This is a genomic window from Agrobacterium rubi TR3 = NBRC 13261, from assembly GCF_000739935.1.
GTDB classification, from domain to species: domain Bacteria; phylum Pseudomonadota; class Alphaproteobacteria; order Rhizobiales; family Rhizobiaceae; genus Agrobacterium; species Agrobacterium rubi.
Genome location: NZ_BBJU01000015.1, coordinates 100,997 through 118,469, shown reverse-complemented (window position 1 = coordinate 118,469; position 17,473 = coordinate 100,997). Strand labels below are relative to the sequence as shown.

Here is a 17,473-nt window from a genome sequence, read left to right as displayed (position 1 = left end):
AAACAGAGTCAGCAGGAACCATATCCGGGGTTCGACGTTAGTGGCGGGTTAATTGCGTATGGAAGTCCAATCAATGATGCTGAACGACGTGAGATGGGAAGCCCCGGTGGTTATCTCTTTGGAAAACGGTGCCCCCAGAACATTCAATGGCGTGTACGAGGCCTTCGATTTTCTGCAGCACGAATGGCCGAGCCGCCACGGCAAAGTCTATGAGCAAGCTTTGCGCCTGTGCCGCGCGTCTCTTCTCGGCAGCGTCGCTGGCGAAATCGCGCGCACCGCTTTCATCGAAGCCAGCCGCGACGCGCATTGCCTCGTCGAGCCACACAGACTCGCGTCCTGAATTTTTAAAATAGGCGATACAACACAAACCACCCGTCGCATCGACGCGGGTGGTTTTCTTTTGTTTGGGAAAACGTGCTCTGTTACGCGGTATGCGAGTGAAATCAGCCGAATTCTTAGGAGATTTGGGCAAAATTGTTCCAATTTTCGCCTATTTCTCGTCAAATTGTCGCTAAATTGCAGGCATAGATCGACGCTCGCTGGCACCGCTTGAAGCTCAAAGCTAAGCGGCGCTGAGTGAGACTTCGATTGTGCACACTGGACTTCCAACGGGGCTGGGCGAAGTTCGTGTGTTTCCAAAGGGCGAGAATTTGAAAGTAACTGCGTTCGTTCTGGCTGCTGCTATCTGCACGGCTTTCACTGCATCCGCGTCTGCTGGAATGTTAAATCAAGCTGAGCAATATGCTGGACTTCATGAGGGAAAGAATACCAAGACGCTAAGCGCTCTGATGGGCGTCAATCCCCGCAAGACGCCATGGTGTGGGCATTTCCTCAGCGCCATCGCCGAAAAATCGGGACGGCAACCGCCGAAGTCGTCGGGTTTTGCAAAGTCCTGGACATCGTTCGGATATGCGGTGCCGACCACCAATGCCAAGCCAGGCGATGTGGTTGTCGTCAGAACCGGTAGAAGCTATCACGCCGGTATCTTGAAGAGCCTGAGCAAGGGCACCGCCCAGATATTGGGCGGCAATCAATCAGGGCGGGTTCAGGTCTCTAACTTCAGCCGCAAATCCATCGTCTCCGTGCGCCGCTAACGGCGCGCGTTTGAGTTATGGCTGCTCTCGGGTGCCGGGGGCGGCATCGCGCTGATCGTCGTCTTCGAGATCTGTGGCGACAATGAAAGCATCTTCATGCTGGCGCGCTGTCTGGCGGCGTGCGCGCAGGTTGATCGCTTCGTCCGGATCAATCTCGTCTGGCATGTCGTGAAGCTCCCGGTCCGTCTCAAATTTTGCGACATCTTCGTCTTTAATATCGAGCGGCTGTGTGCGTTTGTCGTCCATCATGGATCTCCTTGGTTGCCGTAACAACGACTTCAAGACCTATGAAGTTCCGTTAACGATTGTCTCTCCCGTCAGGAACAAAACATCGCGTGGCGCTGTTTCTTCCACAAAACAAGCGAAGCAAAACAAGCGAAGGGAGAATCACGATGACAATCGACCGCGAATCGGAAATCCGCAAGAAAGCATATGAAAATTGGGAACGCGATGGTCGCCGCGATGGCGAACATGAGCGCCACTGGTCGGAAGCGGAACAGGACTTCCAAACCCAGGGAGAATCTCCAGCCGCCGAATCGGTGAAGCAAGAACGCGAAGCGACCAGCACCGGCAGCGATGACAAGGATTTGCAGGAAGGCCTGGAAGATAGCTTCCCCGCCAGCGACCCGGTGTCGTCCACTTCAACGACTGTTTCGGGCGGTGCCGCTAAAAAGAAGCACTAAAATCATATCGCAGCTGAAAAAATGGCGCCATTCCCAAGGGATGGCGCCTTTATCGCTTCTTGGCCCACCATATCAGCAGTCCGAGACAAAGAAGCGCCGCTGGCCAGAAGTCCGTTGCCTGATCCCAAGACCAATTCCACATATAGTAACCGTCGAGGTGAGGAGGGCGCATATGCACCGACACCTCGTAATCGCGTTTTTCTCTGCCGTGAAAATGGCCGATGGCGAAGGCAAGGCCGACGAGACCCGAATCGCGCCAGTTTAGTATGATCCGCGCGAGGACGGTTACCGCGAGCGCCATGATGACGGCTTCGAGCATGTGGCCTGCCCAATCCCAATCGCGCTGTATGATGTCCCAGTCGATCATGAGGACGTCTTCCGATGAAGTCTGGGAAAGGGAATATGACGAAAAGAATTTGCAGCTGAAGAACACAGGATTATTCCTGCATCTTAAATCATTTCATTCACTTAAGAAAGAAATGGCTCCCCGGGCCGGATTCGAACCGGCGACCTGTCGATTAACAGTCGAATGCTCTACCGCTGAGCTACCAGGGAACGTGCGCTGCTTGGCGCGGTGTGAGCGGGGTAATACAAACGCTTTCACGATTTGCCAAGCGCTTTTTTCAAAAAAAGTGAATTCCTCTTGTTTTATCCACCGAAGTCCCCATTTTCCGGGCCATGTCGGTTTCACAAAAATGTTTTAAAGCCGTTCCTGTACAAGAGGTTTCAGAATGACGTTTGGTCTTCACCCCAAAACAGGGCGGCTTCATCTCGGAAAATGGAGCGTGGCGATGCCGCGCTCGCGCATCGGCCGTATTTTGATCGGCTCTGCCCTCGTTTTGGGCGGCATACTCGGCTTCTTGCCGATTCTCGGCTTCTGGATGGTTCCGCTTGGACTTCTGGTCCTGTCGCAGGATTTGCCCTATGTGCGGCGCCAGCGTCGTCGGCTTGCCGTCTGGTGGGCGCGACGGCAGCGCGCCAAAGAGGCGCGCCGCGGTGGCATTACGCGCTCGTAAGCGAGTTGCTGATGCCCTGTCCGGCCCAGAAGGCACCGTAGGCGAGTGCCACGAAGTAGATTGCCGTCAGCACCAAGAAAACATAGCCACCAAGCACGGTGGCGCCGTCACGCTGGATCATGCCCGCAGAAAATAGAAGAATCGCGACGCCCGGTAGTGTGTTGGAAAACGGCACGAACCCCAGAGGCATCATCAGCAGAATGCCAGCTGCCATGATGGCAAGGCCATTCACACGGCTGATGATGGTTCCCGTCGTCAAAGCGGGCAGGCGAGGGCGCATATAGCGATCGAGCTTGGATACGATAGTCAGGCCTTTTTCGAGCGCGGGCACCAGACGGGCGGTTTCCATCTGCTTGTCGAGAATGCGTTTCGGCAGCCAGGGCAATCGGTTCAGCGTGATCGCCAGGCTGATCATGACGATGGCGGCACCAAAGATCGTGCTGACGCCCGGAATGGATACGGGGATCAAGAAAGGCAAGCACGCAATCGCGCACATCAGCAGCAATCCTTGCTCACCGATGGCTTCCATCAGCTCCCGCAAGGTTATGGTTTTGCCGCTCAGCTTTCCGATCAGCTTTTGAAGCACGGTACTGAGATTTTCCGATGTATCCGTAAAGGTAAAATTCTGCGTCATGCTGTATCCCGAGCTGTTTAAAATCTCGGAATTGATAACATCCATGAAATGGCATGCCTATGGCAGGCGGCAGTTTTTCAAAAACGGATGACCGCAGTGCCTAACGGCTCTTATTAGTGAGAAAGCCAAGCGTTATAAGCGCCCGCCAACAGCACCAGCAACAAGGTTGCAAGGATGAATGGGTTTAACGATGTAATGAAGCCGAGATAGTACATTTGATTTCCTCCTCAGTTCGTCCCACGCAAAGTTTACCGCGAAATGTGGAGTTTTACCAAAACAAAATATACTTATAGTTGCATTGCAGCATGGATTTCTCCCGGCCTACTGAAAAACCGGGCTTTTGGATTTGCTGCATTGCACGATATAGGGCTCCATTCTGCCTCAATGTTGCGCCGCAACAGTTTCTATAGGCGTCAGATGCGGTCAAATCGCCTTTGGAGAGGCTCGTGATGCTCAACAAGATGTACGACTGGACCATGGCGCTTGCCGCCAGAAAAACTGCCGTCTGGTGGCTCGCCATCATTGCCTTCGTGGAAAGTTCGATTTTTCTCGTCCCAGCCGACGTCCTCTTCATTCCCATGGTTCTGGCAAAACCGAAGCGGGCGATGTTTTATGCACTGGTCGCAACTGTCGCCTCCGTGCTGGGTGGCATCGCGGGCTGGTATCTCGGCCATTACGCCTTTGAAAGCATTGCCCGTCCCGTTCTGGAATTTTACGGCAAGCTCGAAAGCTTCGACCATTTGAAGGCATCGGTTGATTATAAAACCATTCTGTTGCTGCTCATCACCTCAGGCTTTGCACATCTTCCGCCGATCAAGGTGGTCACGATTCTCTCCGGTGCCGCCAATATCAGCCTTAGCGTGTTTATCCTGTCTGCCGTCGTCACCCGCGCCGCCCGGTTCTTCCTCCTTGCAGGCCTGCTCCAGCGTTACGGAGAGCCGATCCGCCACTTTATCGAGAAACGCTTAGGAATGATCACCGCCATCGCTGCGGGCGCTCTGATCGCGATCTATGCCATCTATGTTTTCGTGCGGTAGGGCACGGGTCTGCAGGAAGCTGAACGATGTAGTTTGAGGTTTGAGCCAACGTTCAGCGTTATGTCAGCATTGTCAGCCATTCCTGTCTCAGCAGACAGGAAAGACAGATGATAAGACATTTTTGGTTTCGAGGCCTTTTGCCACTCGTCGCTGCCTCGGCAGCATTCATGATATATCTCGGTATTCTCCAGGTCTCTGGAAATTTCCACGAAGTGATCGCCGGTCAACTGTATCGTTCAAGCCAACCCAGCGATGAGCAGCTTGCGGACTATGTGAAATCGAGCGGCATCAGAACGATCATCAATCTGCGCGGCGAAAATGAAAATTCCGGGTGGTACAGGGATGAGACGGCAACCGCCGCGACACTCGGCGTTCAGCACATCGATTTTCCGATGTCGGCACGAAAACGACTTGGAGCCGAGCGCGTGGCGCAACTGGTGCAGATCATGCGCGACGCGCCAAAACCCATCCTTATTCATTGCAAATCAGGCTCAGACCGAACAGGGCTGGCGTCGGCCATCTACGTCTATCGCGTCGCGGGACTGGATGAGGAGACGGCCGAACACCAGCTGTCCATCTGGTTCGGACACCTCTCCATTCCCTATCTGTCATCAGCCTACGCCATGGACAGAAGCTGGAACGATATCGAGCATGGCACAGACGCGGCGACGAACCTATCAGATGCCCCGGCCCAGGTAATCTGAACCGAAACGACCAGTCATTCTGCTGAAGAAAACGAAAAATGGGAGACCCGCCGCTGTCCCACCCAGCATGTGGCGGGTCTCAACCTTTACCCCTCCGTAAGGGCCATATTAGAAAAACATGCTTTTCTCATCCTGGCAATGTGGTAGCCACATATTTTGCGCATAATTTGATCAACAGATTGAAAAAGCTGCACGCCATGATCAAACAAGGCGACATCCTGGAATGAGAAGGGAGATTCGTGCCCGTGTTTTTTCCCCACCAGCGATTTTCCACTTGCGCATGAACGGGCATATATATAAACGCCTGTCCTGTGTCGGAGCGTAGCGCAGCCCGGTAGCGCACTTGACTGGGGGTCAAGGGGTCGTGGGTTCGAATCCCGCCGCTCCGACCATTAAATTACAGAGACTTAGCGACAAGATTGTCGACCAGGAGATCCCCCAGGTTTCCTTCCGGGTAACTCATAGGGTAACGCCCGTCTGTTTTTGTCCTGTAATCGTTTTTCCCCCACCGCGGATCTAGCTTCTGTAGAAGGATCTGTGCGTATTATGGCACTTCCGATGGGCACAATAGATTTGGGGGGCATATGAACATTATTCTGCTTATTGTGTGCATTGTCCTCGTGGGTTTGGCCGGACTGTTTTACCGCACCCCTGAAGCCTGCATCCAAATCGTCGATTTTTTGGTACTCGCCCGGACGGTGGATTGGATCGAGTGGGCGAAAGTCTTTTTCGATCTGATTAAAGGGATTGCTTGGCCGTCAGCCCTGTTCATATTCGCGTGGTTTTTTCGATTTGAATTAAAGTCGCGGATCAAAGACCTTGTTTCCGCAGGGCCGTCAGGACTTCAGTTTCAAGCCGGAGCTCAACCGACGCAGCCGTTATCCACTGAAAGCCGGGTTGGAACCTCGGAAAACGCACACGAGCTTTCAAGTGTATCGCGCCTTATTGGCATTCTTGCCCATGATATTGAGGAGGTCGCAGAGCAGAACAGAGTCCCTGTTCTTATTCGGCACTTGGCTGAAGCTAGGGTCTTCGCCAATTTCGAGTTTATTTTCGGAATAATATTTGCAAGCCAAATCGAAGGTTTGAGGGAGCTCAAACGACAAGGTCCGATCCCCCTCGAAGAGGCAAAGCAGTACTACGAAACCGAAGTGAGAGCGCCACAAAAACCGGTTTTTGATGAATGGGATTTCGATAAGTGGTCTGCGTTTCTCTTAACACAAGGTCTCATCGACTTTGACGGTCAGAAGGTCTTGCTGACAGATTTGGGAAATGACTTCATTCTGTTTGTTGACTCCCGTAAGCAGGGATTCGTAAAGCCCCATTGATGTTTCACCACTTATCCGGACTGACCTCTACACTCGCTCAACGTCAAATCATCGGGTAAACACAGCCAGACCTTGATCGGCAATTTCCAGTGCGCTGTCGCTTCCTCAATGAGGTAGCTATGTTTTAGGCATGCTTCCTGGCGGACTTTGCAGACGAGGATGATCTCAGGTTGTTTGCCAGTGGCGGCGGCATACAAAAGGCTCTGTCCGATTGCTTCCGCCCACTTGTGTGTCCAATCAACCTCGATGGCAAATACGTCCGTAAGGCAGTCCACCCGCGTCCCATTTGGTAGGACACGTTCTTTCGTCATGCCCGCACAGAACCTGTCCTGGTAGAACGACTCAGTTTCGGCGTGCGAGGGGCTCCAGGACGCGATCAGCGCGAAAGCCCATACCAATACTCGAATGATGCTCATGGCGCTGTAGCCCTCAATTCTGCGAGCTGGAACACGACACGGGATAGACCGTCTGGCTGCACGCTCAAGATTTCAAATTTGCGAAGGTCATCAAGCCAGATCCGATCGCCTTGTTTGGCTCTATCGGCTTGGCGGAAACGGGCGCGGTCGACCGACAACTCGTAGCGGCTGCCGTTGACGGGCGTTCTCAGGTCGTTGCCAGCCCGGTTTCGGTTGCCGATTTCAACGGGCGCGTCTGTCGGGTTTTCGTCGAAGATGCCTCGGCCGTCCCATACCTCGCGGTTTGGATCTGGACCTGGTCGACCGTTGGGTGATGCTTTTGCCGGATGCACCTCGAACCGAACCGATGCGACTGCGTCCGCTGTGCCGCTTGCTATCCGGTCTAGTCTTTCAAAAATAGACATTGTGAAAACCTTCGCTGAAGAAAGAAACCCCTCCCAGGTTATGGGAGGGGCAGCCACCACGCCCACGGAAAATGGGGCCGGCTTACGGGGTGATTATTTGATGAATGTCAAGATCACCGGCTCGACCTGAGGGGGGCTGAAGACCCCCTCTAAACGGGCTTTCACCCGAAACTCTTAAACGCCAGCGCTGCGGTACCAACCGCGCCAGCCAAGGAATCCAGCCCCGAAATCGAGCCGGCATTTGTATTCGACGCCGTCGACATCGAAGCCAGGGCGCTCAGCAAACTGCGGGCCAGGCTCCCCCGTCAGATACGAATATTCCAGCGATTCAACGCTCTCCGGGTCGACGGCAAGGAACCAAGCCTTCGGATCTACGAGGCGGTCCTCCACGACCAGTTCGAGGCGTCCGGCGTTGACGTTGACGTCCTCTGTGCGGGCTGCTGCGATCGCTGCGAGGATCTTTTCACCTTCCATCTCGAGGTCAGGAGGCACGATCAAAAACTTGGCCCGAAGGCTTGCCGGCTTGCCTTGGTCATCGACCTGCTTCCGGATGGCTGTGCGAGCAGCTGCGACCGATTCAACGGACAACGCTGCTGCGGGCAGAATGTTCTTGTGATCATGGTGGAACAGCGCTTTGCCGTCACCCATTTTTGGGTTTGAGACAACGAGATCCGCCAGGATGTCCGCCTCCAACCGTGCTGCCGACCGGCCAAACTGCTTCGATGGTTCCGTGAAAGCACCGAGTGAATCGTTGATCAGCAGCTGACGAGTGAAGCCGATCACTCGGCCGTAGGTCTGCAACCGGTAGGATTCTTCAGACTCGTAGACGGTGCCGCGTGTGAACTCGCCGTGCTCGTTGACCTTCTTCAGGTCAGGCCAGTCCGACAATCGTACAGAACGCTTAGGGCGGAAGTCGTCGATCGTAGACGCACGCGCAACCCGCTTGATGCCCGATGGCTCGGCGTCATAGGATTTCTGAAGGAGGGCCTTTCCAGTTTCGGCCAGCACAATGGCGAAGTCGCTCGTTGTGTGAAGCGCACGTTCAGCGATTTCGCCCTTGGAAAGACCACGGACATTGACGCCGTCACCCTGTAGAACCTCGCGAGCGAGCTCGATCAGGCTGAGATTGCAATACTGCCGTGCGTCGGCCTTCGGCGTGTGCGACGGGTTGATACGGGTCTGAAGCGCATCCGCCATTGCCTGGCGTCGGTTTCCGTTACCGCCGTCCATATCGCGCGTCTCCACGATAGGAAACGTTGGGGCCTTATTCTGGTTGGCAATCATGGCGTCTACCAACTGGCTGCGGAACTGATCGACGGTGGTCTCGTCATCGACTGCCTTGCGGACAAGCTCGTCGTCGACCTTGATATTGGCGGTGGTTGCCAGAGCTTCGATTTCGCGGATGCGACGACGCTCGGCAGTGGCAACAGCGCGAGTCTGTTCAGCGGTGGCGGTAGTCATGGATGGTTCCTTTTCGGATCTTGAGAAAGCGCCGGCGTCAGCCGGTATCGGGACCGCGGACAATTCCATTGGTTCCCAATCAACGGCGCGGAGTACTGGGAGTTGACCGTCTGCGCCTTCGGTCTTTTCATAACGGTGGATTTTGTAGCCGACGGAAATCGCCAGCTTGTGTCCGTCTCGAACGTCCTGGAACAGCTCTTCTGCGCGCTGCTTTTTGGAGAACTTAATTCGGGCGTAGGCCTTGCCTCCACCAATGCGGACGGTACCGGGGACAACCGAGCCAAGGACAGAATCCATGGAGTAATTGTCATGGCTGTCCAGCAGGGACATGGCCTCAAAGCGGTCCATGCGGATGGAGTTGGCATCCACCTGGAGCTCCTCCATGTAGTAGCCTTCGTCGTAGGAGTAGCGTTTCACTCCGACTCCGGTCGACCAACAAACCTCAACCGTCCGGTCTGCCTCGTTGAGCGTTGATACTGATGCGGCGCGTGTTACCAGGGTCATGCTGCTTCCTTCGCGGCTTCGAGTCGCTTGAAGCGTTCTGTGGCGCGGCTGACAATTTCATGGAGCGGCAAGACGCTTGCGAATGGATGCGCGTCGAGCAATCCCTCTAGATGGTGCATCGTGTGGCAAGTCAGCCGCGAATGTCCGCCTTTTGCCGTCACGAGCGATACAATCCAGCATCGGTTGGCTGGCGTCTTCAACACGAATTGCAGCTCGGAGGAAAATTCCCCCAACAACTCCGCCGCAGCCGCGACGGTCATTCCAAGGGACTGCAACTCGGCCGCACAGAATACCGTTTTGGCGTCTTCCGCCGTAAACGGTCGCTGGACGCGGTCGAGGGCTCGGAGGACTCTGCCCACGGTCATAGGCCCGAAATCAACTGAGCGGGCAACGTCGGCCTGAAAAAGTGCCATTGAGACCTCCATGAGAACGTAAGATGAACACGCATACCATGCGATCAAAATATCTGATAGGATTTTCTTATGGCGGAATATTTTCGCGATAAGTTTCTCTGATCACGATTGGATTGAAAAATGGTCTCTCGCACAGCGGTATTGCGCCTTCAGCTCGTCGACTCGGTCAGCGGTCCGTCAAGAGGGGTCGCGGCTTCCCTCAAGGGCATCGATGGCGCTCTAGGTCGCCTCGGCAAGTCTGGCACTCCAGAGGTCAAGCGCCTCGTTAAACAGCTTGAATATTTGCAGAAGAAGGCCACTGCGATCGGAGATTTCCGTGAGACGCGGCGAGGCCTGAAGGATACGGCGGTCCAGCTGCGCACCGCGCGCGCCAACGTGCAGGGCCTTGAGAAGGCCTTGTCGTCGGTCGCCAAGCCCACCAAGAAAATGGAAGCGGATCTGCGCACCGCGCGCGCTACGCTGAAAAGCACGACGGAAGCCTTCAAGCAGCAAGGCGCTGCCGTCAAAGCATCAGAGCGCTCCCTGCGTTCCTTCGGTGTTGCCGGCCGTTCTGGCGTGGCAAGTTCTCAGAAGCAGATCCGTAGTGAGCTGGCTCAAACCATTGTAAAAATGCGTCAGCTTGACAGGGAGGCTCGCAAACGGTCACCACGGCCAGTGCGCCCTTCAGGCGGCGGTAGTGTCGGCGCAGACCTCGGCGGTGCCGTTGTCGGCGGCGCTCTCGCCAACGCCGGCCAGAGCGCGGCGAAAAAGGCCTTCGGCTACGCGGTCAACTTCGATAAAGAGGCAGCGTTTCAGTCAGCCCTCGGCGGCTTCAATCCCGACGAACGCAAGACGCTGAACCGTCAGGCTGAAAAGATCGGTGGTGACACCCGGTTCTCGAACGTCGACGTCGTGCAGGCTCAAACAACGGTTCTTCAGCGCGGTATCCGCGACACGAAAACCATCATGAGCCTGACAGACAAGATCACCGACTATGCCCTCGCCATGGGCGTGACGCTGGAGGAAGGTGCGGAAGCCGTTACCGGGTCTGCGCTGTCCAAACGCATCGACATCAAGGACACCAAGGCGGTTTCCAACTTCGTCGACTTCATGGTGTGGATGGCAAAGAACGGCGGTATGTCGAACGAGGACGTCAGCCAGTTCATCAAGTACGGCGGCGCACCTACCACGGGCGCAAAACTGCCGGACGAATACATGGCTGCCATGGGTATGATCCTTCGCCAGTCCGGCGTGCGAGGCGACGAGGCTGGTGTGTTCGCACGCTCGGCAGCATCGAAGCTGGTTGCTCCAACCAAGAAGGGTCGGGACTCGCTCGCGGCTATGGGGATCGACTACAACAAGTTCACGTCTATCGACACCATGAATGCTGACGGTCTTGGCATCTTGATGAAGAACAACTTCGGCCAGCGGTTGACGCTGGAAATGCGGAAAGAAGTTGCCGATCTCATAGACAATGGGGAGTTCGTGAACCCCGATACCGGTGAAAGCCAGTCGGTCATTTCAGACAGCGGCGAGTTCGTCACGCAGATGGGCGATATTCTCGCCCCGCTGTTTGCCGACAGCAAGGGCAAGGTGTCCGTGCAGGACTCCAAAGCCTTGGCCAGAGAGCTGGCTGCCTACCAGAAATACTCGATCGAGAGTGTGGACGCGACGGGCTTGCTCAACGCTATTGCCGCCAGTGATCCGACACTCGGCAATCTCAATGCTTTCTTCACGGACAAGCAGGGTGGCCGCGCCAACATGATCTTCCAGCAGTGGCCTCTGTTCCAGGAGCTCCTGAAGAAGATGCAGAACGTTCCGGCAGGTGTCGCCAATGACATCGGCACAAAGGCGAACGAAGGCTTGTATGGTGATTATACCAAGCTGACCGGTACCATTGAAACCGCGCTCACTCGCGTTGGGCAGGATTGGGAGTTCGCAACGCGGCCATTGATCAACCAGACAAACGCAGTCATCGATGGCTTCATCGGTTTGTCGGATAGTACGCGCAGACTGATCGAAGCCATCGGTGGTGGCATTGCTCTGCTTGCCGGCTTTGCTGCGTTCAAAGGCGCTACCGGTCTGATTGGCCGCATCACGGGCGGCGGCGGTGGGGCTGCGGGGGGCGCGACAGGTGGGGTGGCATCAAGGATTGGCGGGCTTGTGTCCCGTACACCTGGTTTGCTGGCCTTAACCGCCCTTCTATCGCAGCAGGGCAGTACGGCCGACAACCCCTATGTCAATGCTTCCCCGGAAGACCGGCAGAAGATGCGTGATGAAGCTCGAGCCACCGCAGCGAGATTGAACGGTGAAAAAGATGCAGCAAACGCTCGCAGTGCATCAGCAGCATCCGCAAGAAACGCAGGTGCTGCACCCTTGCAAGCGTCCATAGCGGAATCGACCGTGTCATGGCCGTTCGCAGCTCAACAAGGTATGCGTGAATACGTCGCCGCGTTGACGACCGGTGGCGCGCAGGCCGAAGCCGAAGCCAACCGCATTGGTTCTGAAATCGAAACGCAGCTTAACGTCGTCGGAAACCCCGACGTCAACACTGGTCGACTCGAGCGCGCCCTTGGGCTCGCCCGCAGCTTGGCCGCTGTGCTGCGTGGAGAGACGTCAGGACTCGCTGTCAGCAGCGGAGCCACTGCACCAGCATCAGGTGGCGTTGGCCACCCACGGCGCAGGGGCGGGCCGGTAAAGGCCGGTGTGACCTATCCGGTGGGTGGCAAAGGAACGGAGTTCTACACTCCAGGAGCCGACGGCTTCATTACGCCAGGTGGTGGCAGCGATTCAGGGGCTCGAGCTGCTCCTCAGATCAGCAACACTTTCATCATCAAAGGCGACAATGCCCGATCGCAGGCGCAAGAGATTGCGCAGATCATCAGCAGCCAATTGCGCCGGTCCGAACAGACCGTGTTTTCTGGAACAACATACGGCGATTGACCAAAGAAGGGGCCTTTCGGCCCCTCAATCATTGTTTCAGCGCATAAAGTTCGCGCAATCTTTCGTCACCGTACTGAGACCGCAATAGAGCTGCACCACGAATGAAAGCCGCTCGGTCGAGATCGAACATTTTGAAATAATCCTCATACCGAGCGAAAACCCGGTGATGGGCCTGTTCGACCGTGAGCCCGAGCTCTAAAGCGATCCGTGTGGCGGTACCCATGCAACCGGATTTGCAGAAATCGCTCCCTGGCACGTTTTCAGCAACGACTATGAATCGCACCAGGCGATCAAGCGTGAGTTCTGGTCGATCGTAAAACGGCAGTTCGTCGTCGGCGTCGTATTTCAATGGATCGCCCCCGCGTTCGAAAGGGCTTCGAGCTGGCCAGCAATCCGCTGTGCTTCCGCGACTGCGGTCTCTTCGTCCTCTCTCATTGCGAGGATAGAGACGTCGTCTCCTTCTCGACGAACGATCGCGAACTGCGGCAGCGGGTTTGTAAGTTCGATCGCGATGGTTCGGCCGTCTTCAAGCTGGATCGCTTGGCAGACCACCCGAGCGGAAATTACTGCGATTGTGCTGGTCATTTCGTGTGCCTTCCGATTTCGTCTTCAAGGTGGGTGAGCAGGCCATTCATCGACAGCGATTTCAACATTTTGCGTGACAACGGTTCGCGGCCTGTCGCCCCCGCCAACTCTGGCTCGAGCAATTCGAGCCACGCCCGTGTTTTCAGGCTGAACCGTAGCGCGTGCGGCACGACCGGATCTGGGACGACGGTGGCACCATCGGCAACGGCCTTTGCCAACACGAGCCGGTCGACTTCAGCATTGACCCGGAGCACGCGTTGCCGGAAAGGCATCTCTCGGACTTCGCGGGGTCTCGGCGTCAGGATCTTCGAGACGGACCGAATTAACAGTTCACGTTTTTGGGTCACAAAATCATTCATCGACGGAAGCCTCCGATTTGCGTGGTTTGCGGCGAGCTGCCTTGCGAGCTTCGCTAGGCGTTGCTTGGCCTCCGAAAAACTCATTCAGATCTTGCTGGTCGGCACCGCGCTTGATTACGGTTTCAGCGGCATCCAGCCAGCTCTGCAAAGCGTCATGGTACGCGTTAACGACTGTGTTCACGGCAGACGCATTCTTCAGCACGGGCATCAATGCGCGGTCCAAAACTTGCGAGCTCTTTTCGAGGGCGCGTCGAACGCCGATTGCGTGCAGATCGAACGCTCCGACCTCGATCAGCTCGCCGTCAGAGATCCGGGACTTCAGCTTTTCACGGTCAAGCTTTTGTTTCCGCATCGCGATCAGCAATTGGCCCGCCTCGTCAGTCGAAGCGGCTTTGGTTTCTGAAACGTAGCCTTTGACCGAAGCTGAAAGCAGATAGCGGCCGGTCTTTCCGCCTCGAACAACCACCCCCTGGTCTGCCAATTGCCGGACGCGGCGGTCTGAAACGCCAAGCATTTCCGCAAGTTGTCGAGCCGAAACTTCAATTTCGTTGATATCGTTCATCTTTTCCTCCTGAAAACGGAAATGGAAACGCGATTCAAAAAGCGTATTCGCATGTCACAAAGTGCGCTGCAGATGACCCGCGGGCGGTGGGGGGTGGGCCGGGAAGAACCTACCCGTGGGGGGGAGCGCGGGCGGAGCGTCTCCATCATCACCATTGCTTGGACGGCACAGTCCATGACGCGGCTCATAGCGCTGCCCTCGCGTGTGGAAGACCGAGAACTGTAGCGCTTGGCCGCAAAGAGCGTTCCTCTATGATGGCTAAGCGCACTCCAAGGGCAGCAGCAAACTCGTCGGCACGCTTGATTGCCTCCCACCGCTTCGCTCCTCCTCTCACTGCCTCGAGGATTAACTGGCGCTCCAACTCTCGCAGACGATTGATCTTGGTGAGTTGGCGCTTACCGCACAGTTTGGCAGCCTCCAGCCGCACAAGCACTTCATCGCTTTGATCCAGAACAAACAGCTCAACCATAGAGTTTACCTCCATCATTGCCATACTGAGAGCTATCCACTGGTTGAAACGTCAGTGGTGACTCTCCAACAGATATGTATGGAGAAGCTGGCGCAGCCAGTTGATGGTTCAGTTCACTGTTAAGGTGGTGCGCCATGGAACCTTCCAGTGTTCCACCACGGAACATGTCACCTTTTTGCAACGAGGCAAAAGCTGCAGCTTCTTCGGCCCATTTTTCAACCGGATTCAACCGGTACGCCACGCCACGCATTGATCGGCCAGAACCCTTCACGGCCATGTCCCGGAGATCGATAGGAAGATCCCTTATTGGCACTGGCGAATACGCACCTAGTTCAAATGAACGACGGAGAGCCTTTCCAAGGTTCGGACCTCGGGAGTATCCGAGCTCCTTTGCTAGCCGATCCTGTGATGGCCACGCGTACAGATGGCTGTGGTTGACAAAAGACCAAACGCGGAGAGCTGCGACCTTTTCCACCGCTGACATCGTCGCATTGACCAATATGGCGTCATGCCACAGCTTCAGACGGGTGAAACCAACTGCAACCTCATGACGCTCCGTCTCTCGGCAGAGTTTTCGAGCATCCTCCGTCGAAATACCAAACCGAGATGAAAAATCCGCCAACTCCCATTTCTGGAAATCGCTCAGGTCAAAGCCTGGCTGTTCCTGCAAACTGCCAAGCGCGTCTTTTGCAGCCGACAACCGCTCCGCCTTCATTTCGCGCCTCCGTCGCCTTCAGCGGCGTTCAGGAGGCGCTGGACAGCCTCGATCAGGTCAGATCGACCCTCACGAAGCAACACGCCTAGCCAGTCCTGGACAGCGCCGAAGCCGTGGATTTGGATCTCAGGTAAACCAGGAATTGCGACGGAAGATTCTGACTGCTGCGTGATTGAGCCGTCGTCATTGAGAGTGATGAAAACCGTCTTGCTCAATTTGATTTTCATCGGGCTGCCCTCTGCTGCTCATCGAAAGCGTCTAGCTCGGCTGCCACAAATAGCCGGCGCTTGCGAACAACCATGGGACGGGGAAAATTGAGACCATCGTCTTTTAACCAACGATGAAGCGTCATGCTCGTGATATGATACCGTCGGACGACCTCGGGTGCAGTTATGTATATATTTTCGTTTTCTACAGCGCTGCTATTCATGATTGTCTCCATTTGCGTAACTATGGCAAATATTACATCACGATATACAACGAAAAACGCACTGAAAGTTGCTAGATTGATGAGTGAGGTTGCAGTTTATACTGTTTCAAATAATGCGCACTAAAACGAATACTCGTTTTGTACAATGAAAATCGCGCCCAAAGCGATCACGTATTTGACGAAGTAATTGACATGTAAGCAGATTTTCCCAGGCTTGAGCGGATGCAAAATATTCTTCGACTACAACCGGCCGTTCCGGAGCTGAATGACATTTCCCGCCGATTCTGTTGTGACCAAGCGTGAGACGAAATCTTCCCACGCAATCAATGCGGATCGCTTTTCATCACGATAGTCATGTCGATTATAGACCGCAGCGACCCCTGAAATAGACCCTCCAGTGTGGTTCAAAATTGCCTCGATCACGTGGATTGGTTGTCCTAGTCGCGCCATTCCTGAGGCTGCTGTGCGTCGCAGGTCGTGCAGCCCCCATTGTTGCAGTCTCACCTTAGACGCGTCTTCACCTCGCTCATTGGCCTCCTGCTGCATTATCGCGACCATAGTGGCGTCCAGCCTCGCTTTTGAACGTGAGAAACCGCTTACTGCGGTCTGCCCAGTGGTGCTGAAGACAAATCTTTGCCCCTTCTGGCGATCAATCGCTTTTAGTTCAGCTTTGCCCATGTCGCACAAGGGCAAGAAATTCTCTCGGCCATTCTTTGAACGCGAACGTGGGAGCAGCCAGTGTGGGTCGTCGCCAAGAGACAACTCAGACCATTCCAATCCGGCAACCTCCTGACGGCGTTGCGCTGTAACAAGCAGCAATCGCCACATTGGACCAAACGGATAAGGGTGCGCCAGCGTAGCAGCCCAGAAAACGCGGAGTTCGTCATCTGTAAGGATGCGATCACGAGAGGACTCGACGCTAAGCTTCCTTAGACCTGTCATTGGATTTGAAGCGATGATATCGCGGCCGACCATCCAGCCAAACCAAGTGCTCAACGTCGCATAAACTCGGTTACTGGTGATCGCACTGCCTCGATCAACGATCGAGTCCAGCAGCTTCACCACGTCTGCCTTCCGCAAATCTCGAACGTCGCGACCGAACCAGTCGGCCTTGAATGTGGTGCCGGTGGCTTCGTCGCGATATCCGATCTCTTTCTTGAATTGCCGCTCCGTCTCGGTCCACGTCTTGTTCTTTGGTTTTGCGTACCGCTCGATAAACTTCGAGGCCAAGCGCTCTACGAGGAAGTCTTCGTCCAAAGCTTTGGAAGCCGCCAGGACAGCAACTTCAGCTTTTCTCCGCGCCAGGCTCTGTCCCTCGGTCAAAGCCTGAAGCTCTCGTCTGGCAACCTTGCGCGCCTCTGTGAGGGTCATGCCACTGCCGATAGAAGGATCGCCATCGAGGGGGCTTTCTCGCTCGTTGATTACCGGCCCGAGTGTCAATTTCGCAGGCTTTCCATCTTGCCGATACCGCAACGCCCACGACTTCGAGCCCCCAGGCTGGATGACCAGATACAGACCCGGCAAAGCTGCGTCTGGAATTTCCTGTCTTGTTACCCCGTTACCCTGGGCGCCTTTTACGGCGAGAATTGTAAGTGTTTTCGCAGAGCGTTTAGCCATGGATCAAATGCCCTCTGGGGTAACGCGGGGTAACACATTTCGTGTGTTAGAGGGCGTTACGCAGTGTTGATAACAGCGGGCAACATAATCGAACAATCGCTTATGAGGCAAGGGATTGCA

At 55.3% G+C, this 17,473-nt stretch carries 23 protein-coding genes and 2 tRNA genes; 9 read left to right on the top strand and 16 right to left on the bottom strand.

Features of this window, described 5'->3' with window-relative positions; all coding sequences use genetic code 11:
- The first annotated feature begins 73 nt into the window (after positions 1-73).
- Positions 74-340, top strand: coding sequence for a DUF982 domain-containing protein (locus tag RRU01S_RS13220; protein ID WP_045230749.1), 267 nt, complete (start codon positions 74-76; stop codon positions 338-340).
- A 379-nt stretch (positions 341-719) separates the two neighbouring features.
- Positions 720-1,094 carry a TIGR02594 family protein gene (locus RRU01S_RS13215; protein WP_045230748.1) on the top strand — a complete coding sequence of 125 codons (375 nt, stop codon included), beginning with the start codon at positions 720-722 and terminating at the stop codon, positions 1,092-1,094.
- A gap of 15 nt (positions 1,095-1,109) precedes the next feature.
- On the opposite strand, the gene RRU01S_RS13210 is transcribed toward RRU01S_RS13215, so the two are convergent.
- Positions 1,110-1,340 carry a hypothetical protein gene (locus tag RRU01S_RS13210; RefSeq protein WP_412674269.1) on the bottom strand — a complete coding sequence of 77 codons (231 nt, stop codon included), beginning with the start codon at positions 1,338-1,340 and terminating at the stop codon, positions 1,110-1,112.
- 89 nt (positions 1,341-1,429) lie between these two features.
- Between RRU01S_RS13210 and RRU01S_RS13205 the strand changes: the two genes are divergently transcribed.
- Positions 1,430-1,777, top strand: a complete 348-nt coding sequence (locus tag RRU01S_RS13205; RefSeq protein WP_045230746.1) for a DUF2934 domain-containing protein — start codon at positions 1,430-1,432, stop codon at positions 1,775-1,777.
- A gap of 49 nt (positions 1,778-1,826) precedes the next feature.
- Here RRU01S_RS13205 and RRU01S_RS13200 read toward each other — a convergent pair whose 3' ends face one another.
- Complete coding sequence (locus RRU01S_RS13200; protein ID WP_045230745.1) at positions 1,827-2,144, bottom strand: hypothetical protein; 318 nt, start codon at positions 2,142-2,144, stop codon at positions 1,827-1,829.
- A gap of 113 nt (positions 2,145-2,257) precedes the next feature.
- Positions 2,258-2,332, bottom strand: a tRNA-Asn gene (locus tag RRU01S_RS13195).
- Between the two features lie 176 nt (positions 2,333-2,508).
- Between RRU01S_RS13195 and RRU01S_RS13190 the strand changes: the two genes are divergently transcribed.
- Entirely contained in the window at positions 2,509-2,793 is a 285-nt protein-coding gene (locus tag RRU01S_RS13190; protein WP_045230744.1) for a hypothetical protein, read from the top strand.
- Here RRU01S_RS13190 and RRU01S_RS13185 read toward each other — a convergent pair.
- Positions 2,780-3,427, bottom strand: a complete 648-nt coding sequence (locus tag RRU01S_RS13185; RefSeq protein WP_045230743.1) for an exopolysaccharide biosynthesis protein — start codon at positions 3,425-3,427, stop codon at positions 2,780-2,782. The genes RRU01S_RS13190 and RRU01S_RS13185 overlap by 14 nt on opposite strands.
- Before the next feature lie 449 nt (positions 3,428-3,876).
- Here RRU01S_RS13185 and RRU01S_RS13180 point away from each other — a divergent pair, with 449 nt between their 5' ends.
- From RRU01S_RS13180 to RRU01S_RS13165, 4 genes are all read left to right on the top strand, one after another.
- Positions 3,877-4,464 carry a YqaA family protein gene (locus RRU01S_RS13180; protein ID WP_045230742.1) on the top strand — a complete coding sequence of 196 codons (588 nt, stop codon included), beginning with the start codon at positions 3,877-3,879 and terminating at the stop codon, positions 4,462-4,464.
- 167 nt (positions 4,465-4,631) lie between these two features.
- The gene (locus tag RRU01S_RS13175; RefSeq protein ID WP_045230789.1) at positions 4,632-5,168 is read left to right on the top strand and encodes a dual specificity protein phosphatase family protein; all 537 of its coding nucleotides are present in this window, start codon (positions 4,632-4,634) and stop codon (positions 5,166-5,168) included.
- Between the two features lie 315 nt (positions 5,169-5,483).
- Positions 5,484-5,560 (top strand) — tRNA-Pro (locus RRU01S_RS13170).
- 192 nt (positions 5,561-5,752) lie between these two features.
- Positions 5,753-6,496, top strand: coding sequence for a hypothetical protein (locus tag RRU01S_RS13165; RefSeq protein ID WP_045230741.1), 744 nt, complete (start codon positions 5,753-5,755; stop codon positions 6,494-6,496).
- 11 nt (positions 6,497-6,507) lie between these two features.
- On the opposite strand, the gene RRU01S_RS13160 is transcribed toward RRU01S_RS13165, so the two are convergent.
- The 4 genes from RRU01S_RS13160 to RRU01S_RS13145 all read right to left on the bottom strand — a co-directional run bounded on the left by RRU01S_RS13160 (position 6,508) and on the right by RRU01S_RS13145 (position 9,694).
- Positions 6,508-6,912 carry a hypothetical protein gene (locus tag RRU01S_RS13160; RefSeq protein WP_081880069.1) on the bottom strand — a complete coding sequence of 135 codons (405 nt, stop codon included), beginning with the start codon at positions 6,910-6,912 and terminating at the stop codon, positions 6,508-6,510.
- The gene (locus RRU01S_RS13155) at positions 6,909-7,316 is read right to left on the bottom strand and encodes a hypothetical protein (RefSeq protein WP_045230740.1); all 408 of its coding nucleotides are present in this window, start codon (positions 7,314-7,316) and stop codon (positions 6,909-6,911) included. The genes RRU01S_RS13160 and RRU01S_RS13155 overlap by 4 nt, the downstream gene beginning before the upstream one ends.
- Positions 7,317-7,490: 174 nt before the next feature.
- Positions 7,491-9,281: a prohead protease/major capsid protein fusion protein gene (locus RRU01S_RS13150; protein ID WP_045230739.1), complete on the bottom strand. Its 1,791-nt coding sequence runs from the start codon at positions 9,279-9,281 to the stop codon at positions 7,491-7,493.
- Positions 9,278-9,694, bottom strand: a complete 417-nt coding sequence (locus RRU01S_RS13145; protein ID WP_131367795.1) for a hypothetical protein — start codon at positions 9,692-9,694, stop codon at positions 9,278-9,280. The genes RRU01S_RS13150 and RRU01S_RS13145 overlap by 4 nt, the downstream gene beginning before the upstream one ends.
- Before the next feature lie 120 nt (positions 9,695-9,814).
- Between RRU01S_RS13145 and RRU01S_RS13140 the strand changes: the two genes are divergently transcribed.
- A complete protein-coding gene (locus RRU01S_RS13140; protein WP_045230737.1) occupies positions 9,815-12,616 on the top strand; it encodes a phage tail tape measure protein in 2,802 nt (933 codons plus the stop codon).
- 28 nt (positions 12,617-12,644) lie between these two features.
- On the opposite strand, the gene RRU01S_RS13135 is transcribed toward RRU01S_RS13140, so the two are convergent.
- From RRU01S_RS13135 to RRU01S_RS13095, 8 genes are all read right to left on the bottom strand, one after another.
- On the bottom strand, positions 12,645-12,965 hold the full coding sequence (locus RRU01S_RS13135; protein ID WP_045230736.1) for a hypothetical protein: 321 nt from the start codon (positions 12,963-12,965) through the stop codon (positions 12,645-12,647).
- Positions 12,962-13,201, bottom strand: a complete 240-nt coding sequence (locus RRU01S_RS13130) for a hypothetical protein (RefSeq protein ID WP_045230735.1) — start codon at positions 13,199-13,201, stop codon at positions 12,962-12,964. Before RRU01S_RS13130 ends, RRU01S_RS13135 begins: the two co-directional genes overlap by 4 nt.
- Positions 13,198-13,560 (bottom strand): hypothetical protein, encoded by a 363-nt coding sequence (locus RRU01S_RS13125; protein ID WP_045230734.1) that lies wholly within the window; start codon positions 13,558-13,560, stop codon positions 13,198-13,200. The genes RRU01S_RS13130 and RRU01S_RS13125 overlap by 4 nt, the downstream gene beginning before the upstream one ends.
- Positions 13,553-14,122, bottom strand: coding sequence for a hypothetical protein (locus RRU01S_RS13120; protein ID WP_045230733.1), 570 nt, complete (start codon positions 14,120-14,122; stop codon positions 13,553-13,555). The genes RRU01S_RS13125 and RRU01S_RS13120 overlap by 8 nt, the downstream gene beginning before the upstream one ends.
- Positions 14,123-14,306: 184 nt before the next feature.
- The gene (locus tag RRU01S_RS13115) at positions 14,307-14,591 is read right to left on the bottom strand and encodes a hypothetical protein (RefSeq protein WP_045230732.1); all 285 of its coding nucleotides are present in this window, start codon (positions 14,589-14,591) and stop codon (positions 14,307-14,309) included.
- Complete coding sequence (locus RRU01S_RS13110) at positions 14,584-15,306, bottom strand: hypothetical protein (RefSeq protein ID WP_045230731.1); 723 nt, start codon at positions 15,304-15,306, stop codon at positions 14,584-14,586. Before RRU01S_RS13110 ends, RRU01S_RS13115 begins: the two co-directional genes overlap by 8 nt.
- The gene (locus tag RRU01S_RS13105; protein WP_045230730.1) at positions 15,303-15,533 is read right to left on the bottom strand and encodes a hypothetical protein; all 231 of its coding nucleotides are present in this window, start codon (positions 15,531-15,533) and stop codon (positions 15,303-15,305) included. The genes RRU01S_RS13110 and RRU01S_RS13105 overlap by 4 nt, the downstream gene beginning before the upstream one ends.
- 443 nt (positions 15,534-15,976) lie before the next feature.
- The gene (locus RRU01S_RS13095; RefSeq protein WP_045230729.1) at positions 15,977-17,353 is read right to left on the bottom strand and encodes a tyrosine-type recombinase/integrase; all 1,377 of its coding nucleotides are present in this window, start codon (positions 17,351-17,353) and stop codon (positions 15,977-15,979) included.
- Positions 17,354-17,473: the final 120 nt, after the last annotated feature.

Bases quoted from the DNA above. Each gene is read 5' to 3' on its own strand.
- RRU01S_RS13120 (WP_045230733.1), bottom strand. From the start codon at position 14,122: ATGAACGATATCAACGAAATTGAAGTTTCGGCTCGACAACTTGCGGAA.
- RRU01S_RS13095 (WP_045230729.1), bottom strand. From the start codon at position 17,353: ATGGCTAAACGCTCTGCGAAAACACTTACAATTCTCGCCGTAAAAGGC.
- RRU01S_RS13215 (WP_045230748.1), top strand. From the start codon at position 720: ATGTTAAATCAAGCTGAGCAATATGCTGGACTTCATGAGGGAAAGAAT.
- RRU01S_RS13145 (WP_131367795.1), bottom strand. From the start codon at position 9,694: ATGGCACTTTTTCAGGCCGACGTTGCCCGCTCAGTTGATTTCGGGCCT.
- RRU01S_RS13165 (WP_045230741.1), top strand. From the start codon at position 5,753: ATGAACATTATTCTGCTTATTGTGTGCATTGTCCTCGTGGGTTTGGCC.
- RRU01S_RS13105 (WP_045230730.1), bottom strand. From the start codon at position 15,533: ATGAAAATCAAATTGAGCAAGACGGTTTTCATCACTCTCAATGACGAC.
- RRU01S_RS13190 (WP_045230744.1), top strand. From the start codon at position 2,509: ATGACGTTTGGTCTTCACCCCAAAACAGGGCGGCTTCATCTCGGAAAA.
- RRU01S_RS13200 (WP_045230745.1), bottom strand. From the start codon at position 2,144: ATGATCGACTGGGACATCATACAGCGCGATTGGGATTGGGCAGGCCAC.
- RRU01S_RS13125 (WP_045230734.1), bottom strand. From the start codon at position 13,560: ATGAATGATTTTGTGACCCAAAAACGTGAACTGTTAATTCGGTCCGTC.
- RRU01S_RS13220 (WP_045230749.1), top strand. From the start codon at position 74: ATGATGCTGAACGACGTGAGATGGGAAGCCCCGGTGGTTATCTCTTTG.
- RRU01S_RS13130 (WP_045230735.1), bottom strand. From the start codon at position 13,201: ATGACCAGCACAATCGCAGTAATTTCCGCTCGGGTGGTCTGCCAAGCG.
- RRU01S_RS13140 (WP_045230737.1), top strand. From the start codon at position 9,815: ATGGTCTCTCGCACAGCGGTATTGCGCCTTCAGCTCGTCGACTCGGTC.
- RRU01S_RS13160 (WP_081880069.1), bottom strand. From the start codon at position 6,912: ATGAGCATCATTCGAGTATTGGTATGGGCTTTCGCGCTGATCGCGTCC.
- RRU01S_RS13110 (WP_045230731.1), bottom strand. From the start codon at position 15,306: ATGAAGGCGGAGCGGTTGTCGGCTGCAAAAGACGCGCTTGGCAGTTTG.
- RRU01S_RS13115 (WP_045230732.1), bottom strand. From the start codon at position 14,591: ATGGTTGAGCTGTTTGTTCTGGATCAAAGCGATGAAGTGCTTGTGCGG.
- RRU01S_RS13210 (WP_412674269.1), bottom strand. From the start codon at position 1,340: ATGGACGACAAACGCACACAGCCGCTCGATATTAAAGACGAAGATGTC.
- RRU01S_RS13180 (WP_045230742.1), top strand. From the start codon at position 3,877: ATGCTCAACAAGATGTACGACTGGACCATGGCGCTTGCCGCCAGAAAA.
- RRU01S_RS13175 (WP_045230789.1), top strand. From the start codon at position 4,632: ATGATATATCTCGGTATTCTCCAGGTCTCTGGAAATTTCCACGAAGTG.
- RRU01S_RS13185 (WP_045230743.1), bottom strand. From the start codon at position 3,427: ATGACGCAGAATTTTACCTTTACGGATACATCGGAAAATCTCAGTACC.
- RRU01S_RS13155 (WP_045230740.1), bottom strand. From the start codon at position 7,316: ATGTCTATTTTTGAAAGACTAGACCGGATAGCAAGCGGCACAGCGGAC.
- RRU01S_RS13150 (WP_045230739.1), bottom strand. From the start codon at position 9,281: ATGACCCTGGTAACACGCGCCGCATCAGTATCAACGCTCAACGAGGCA.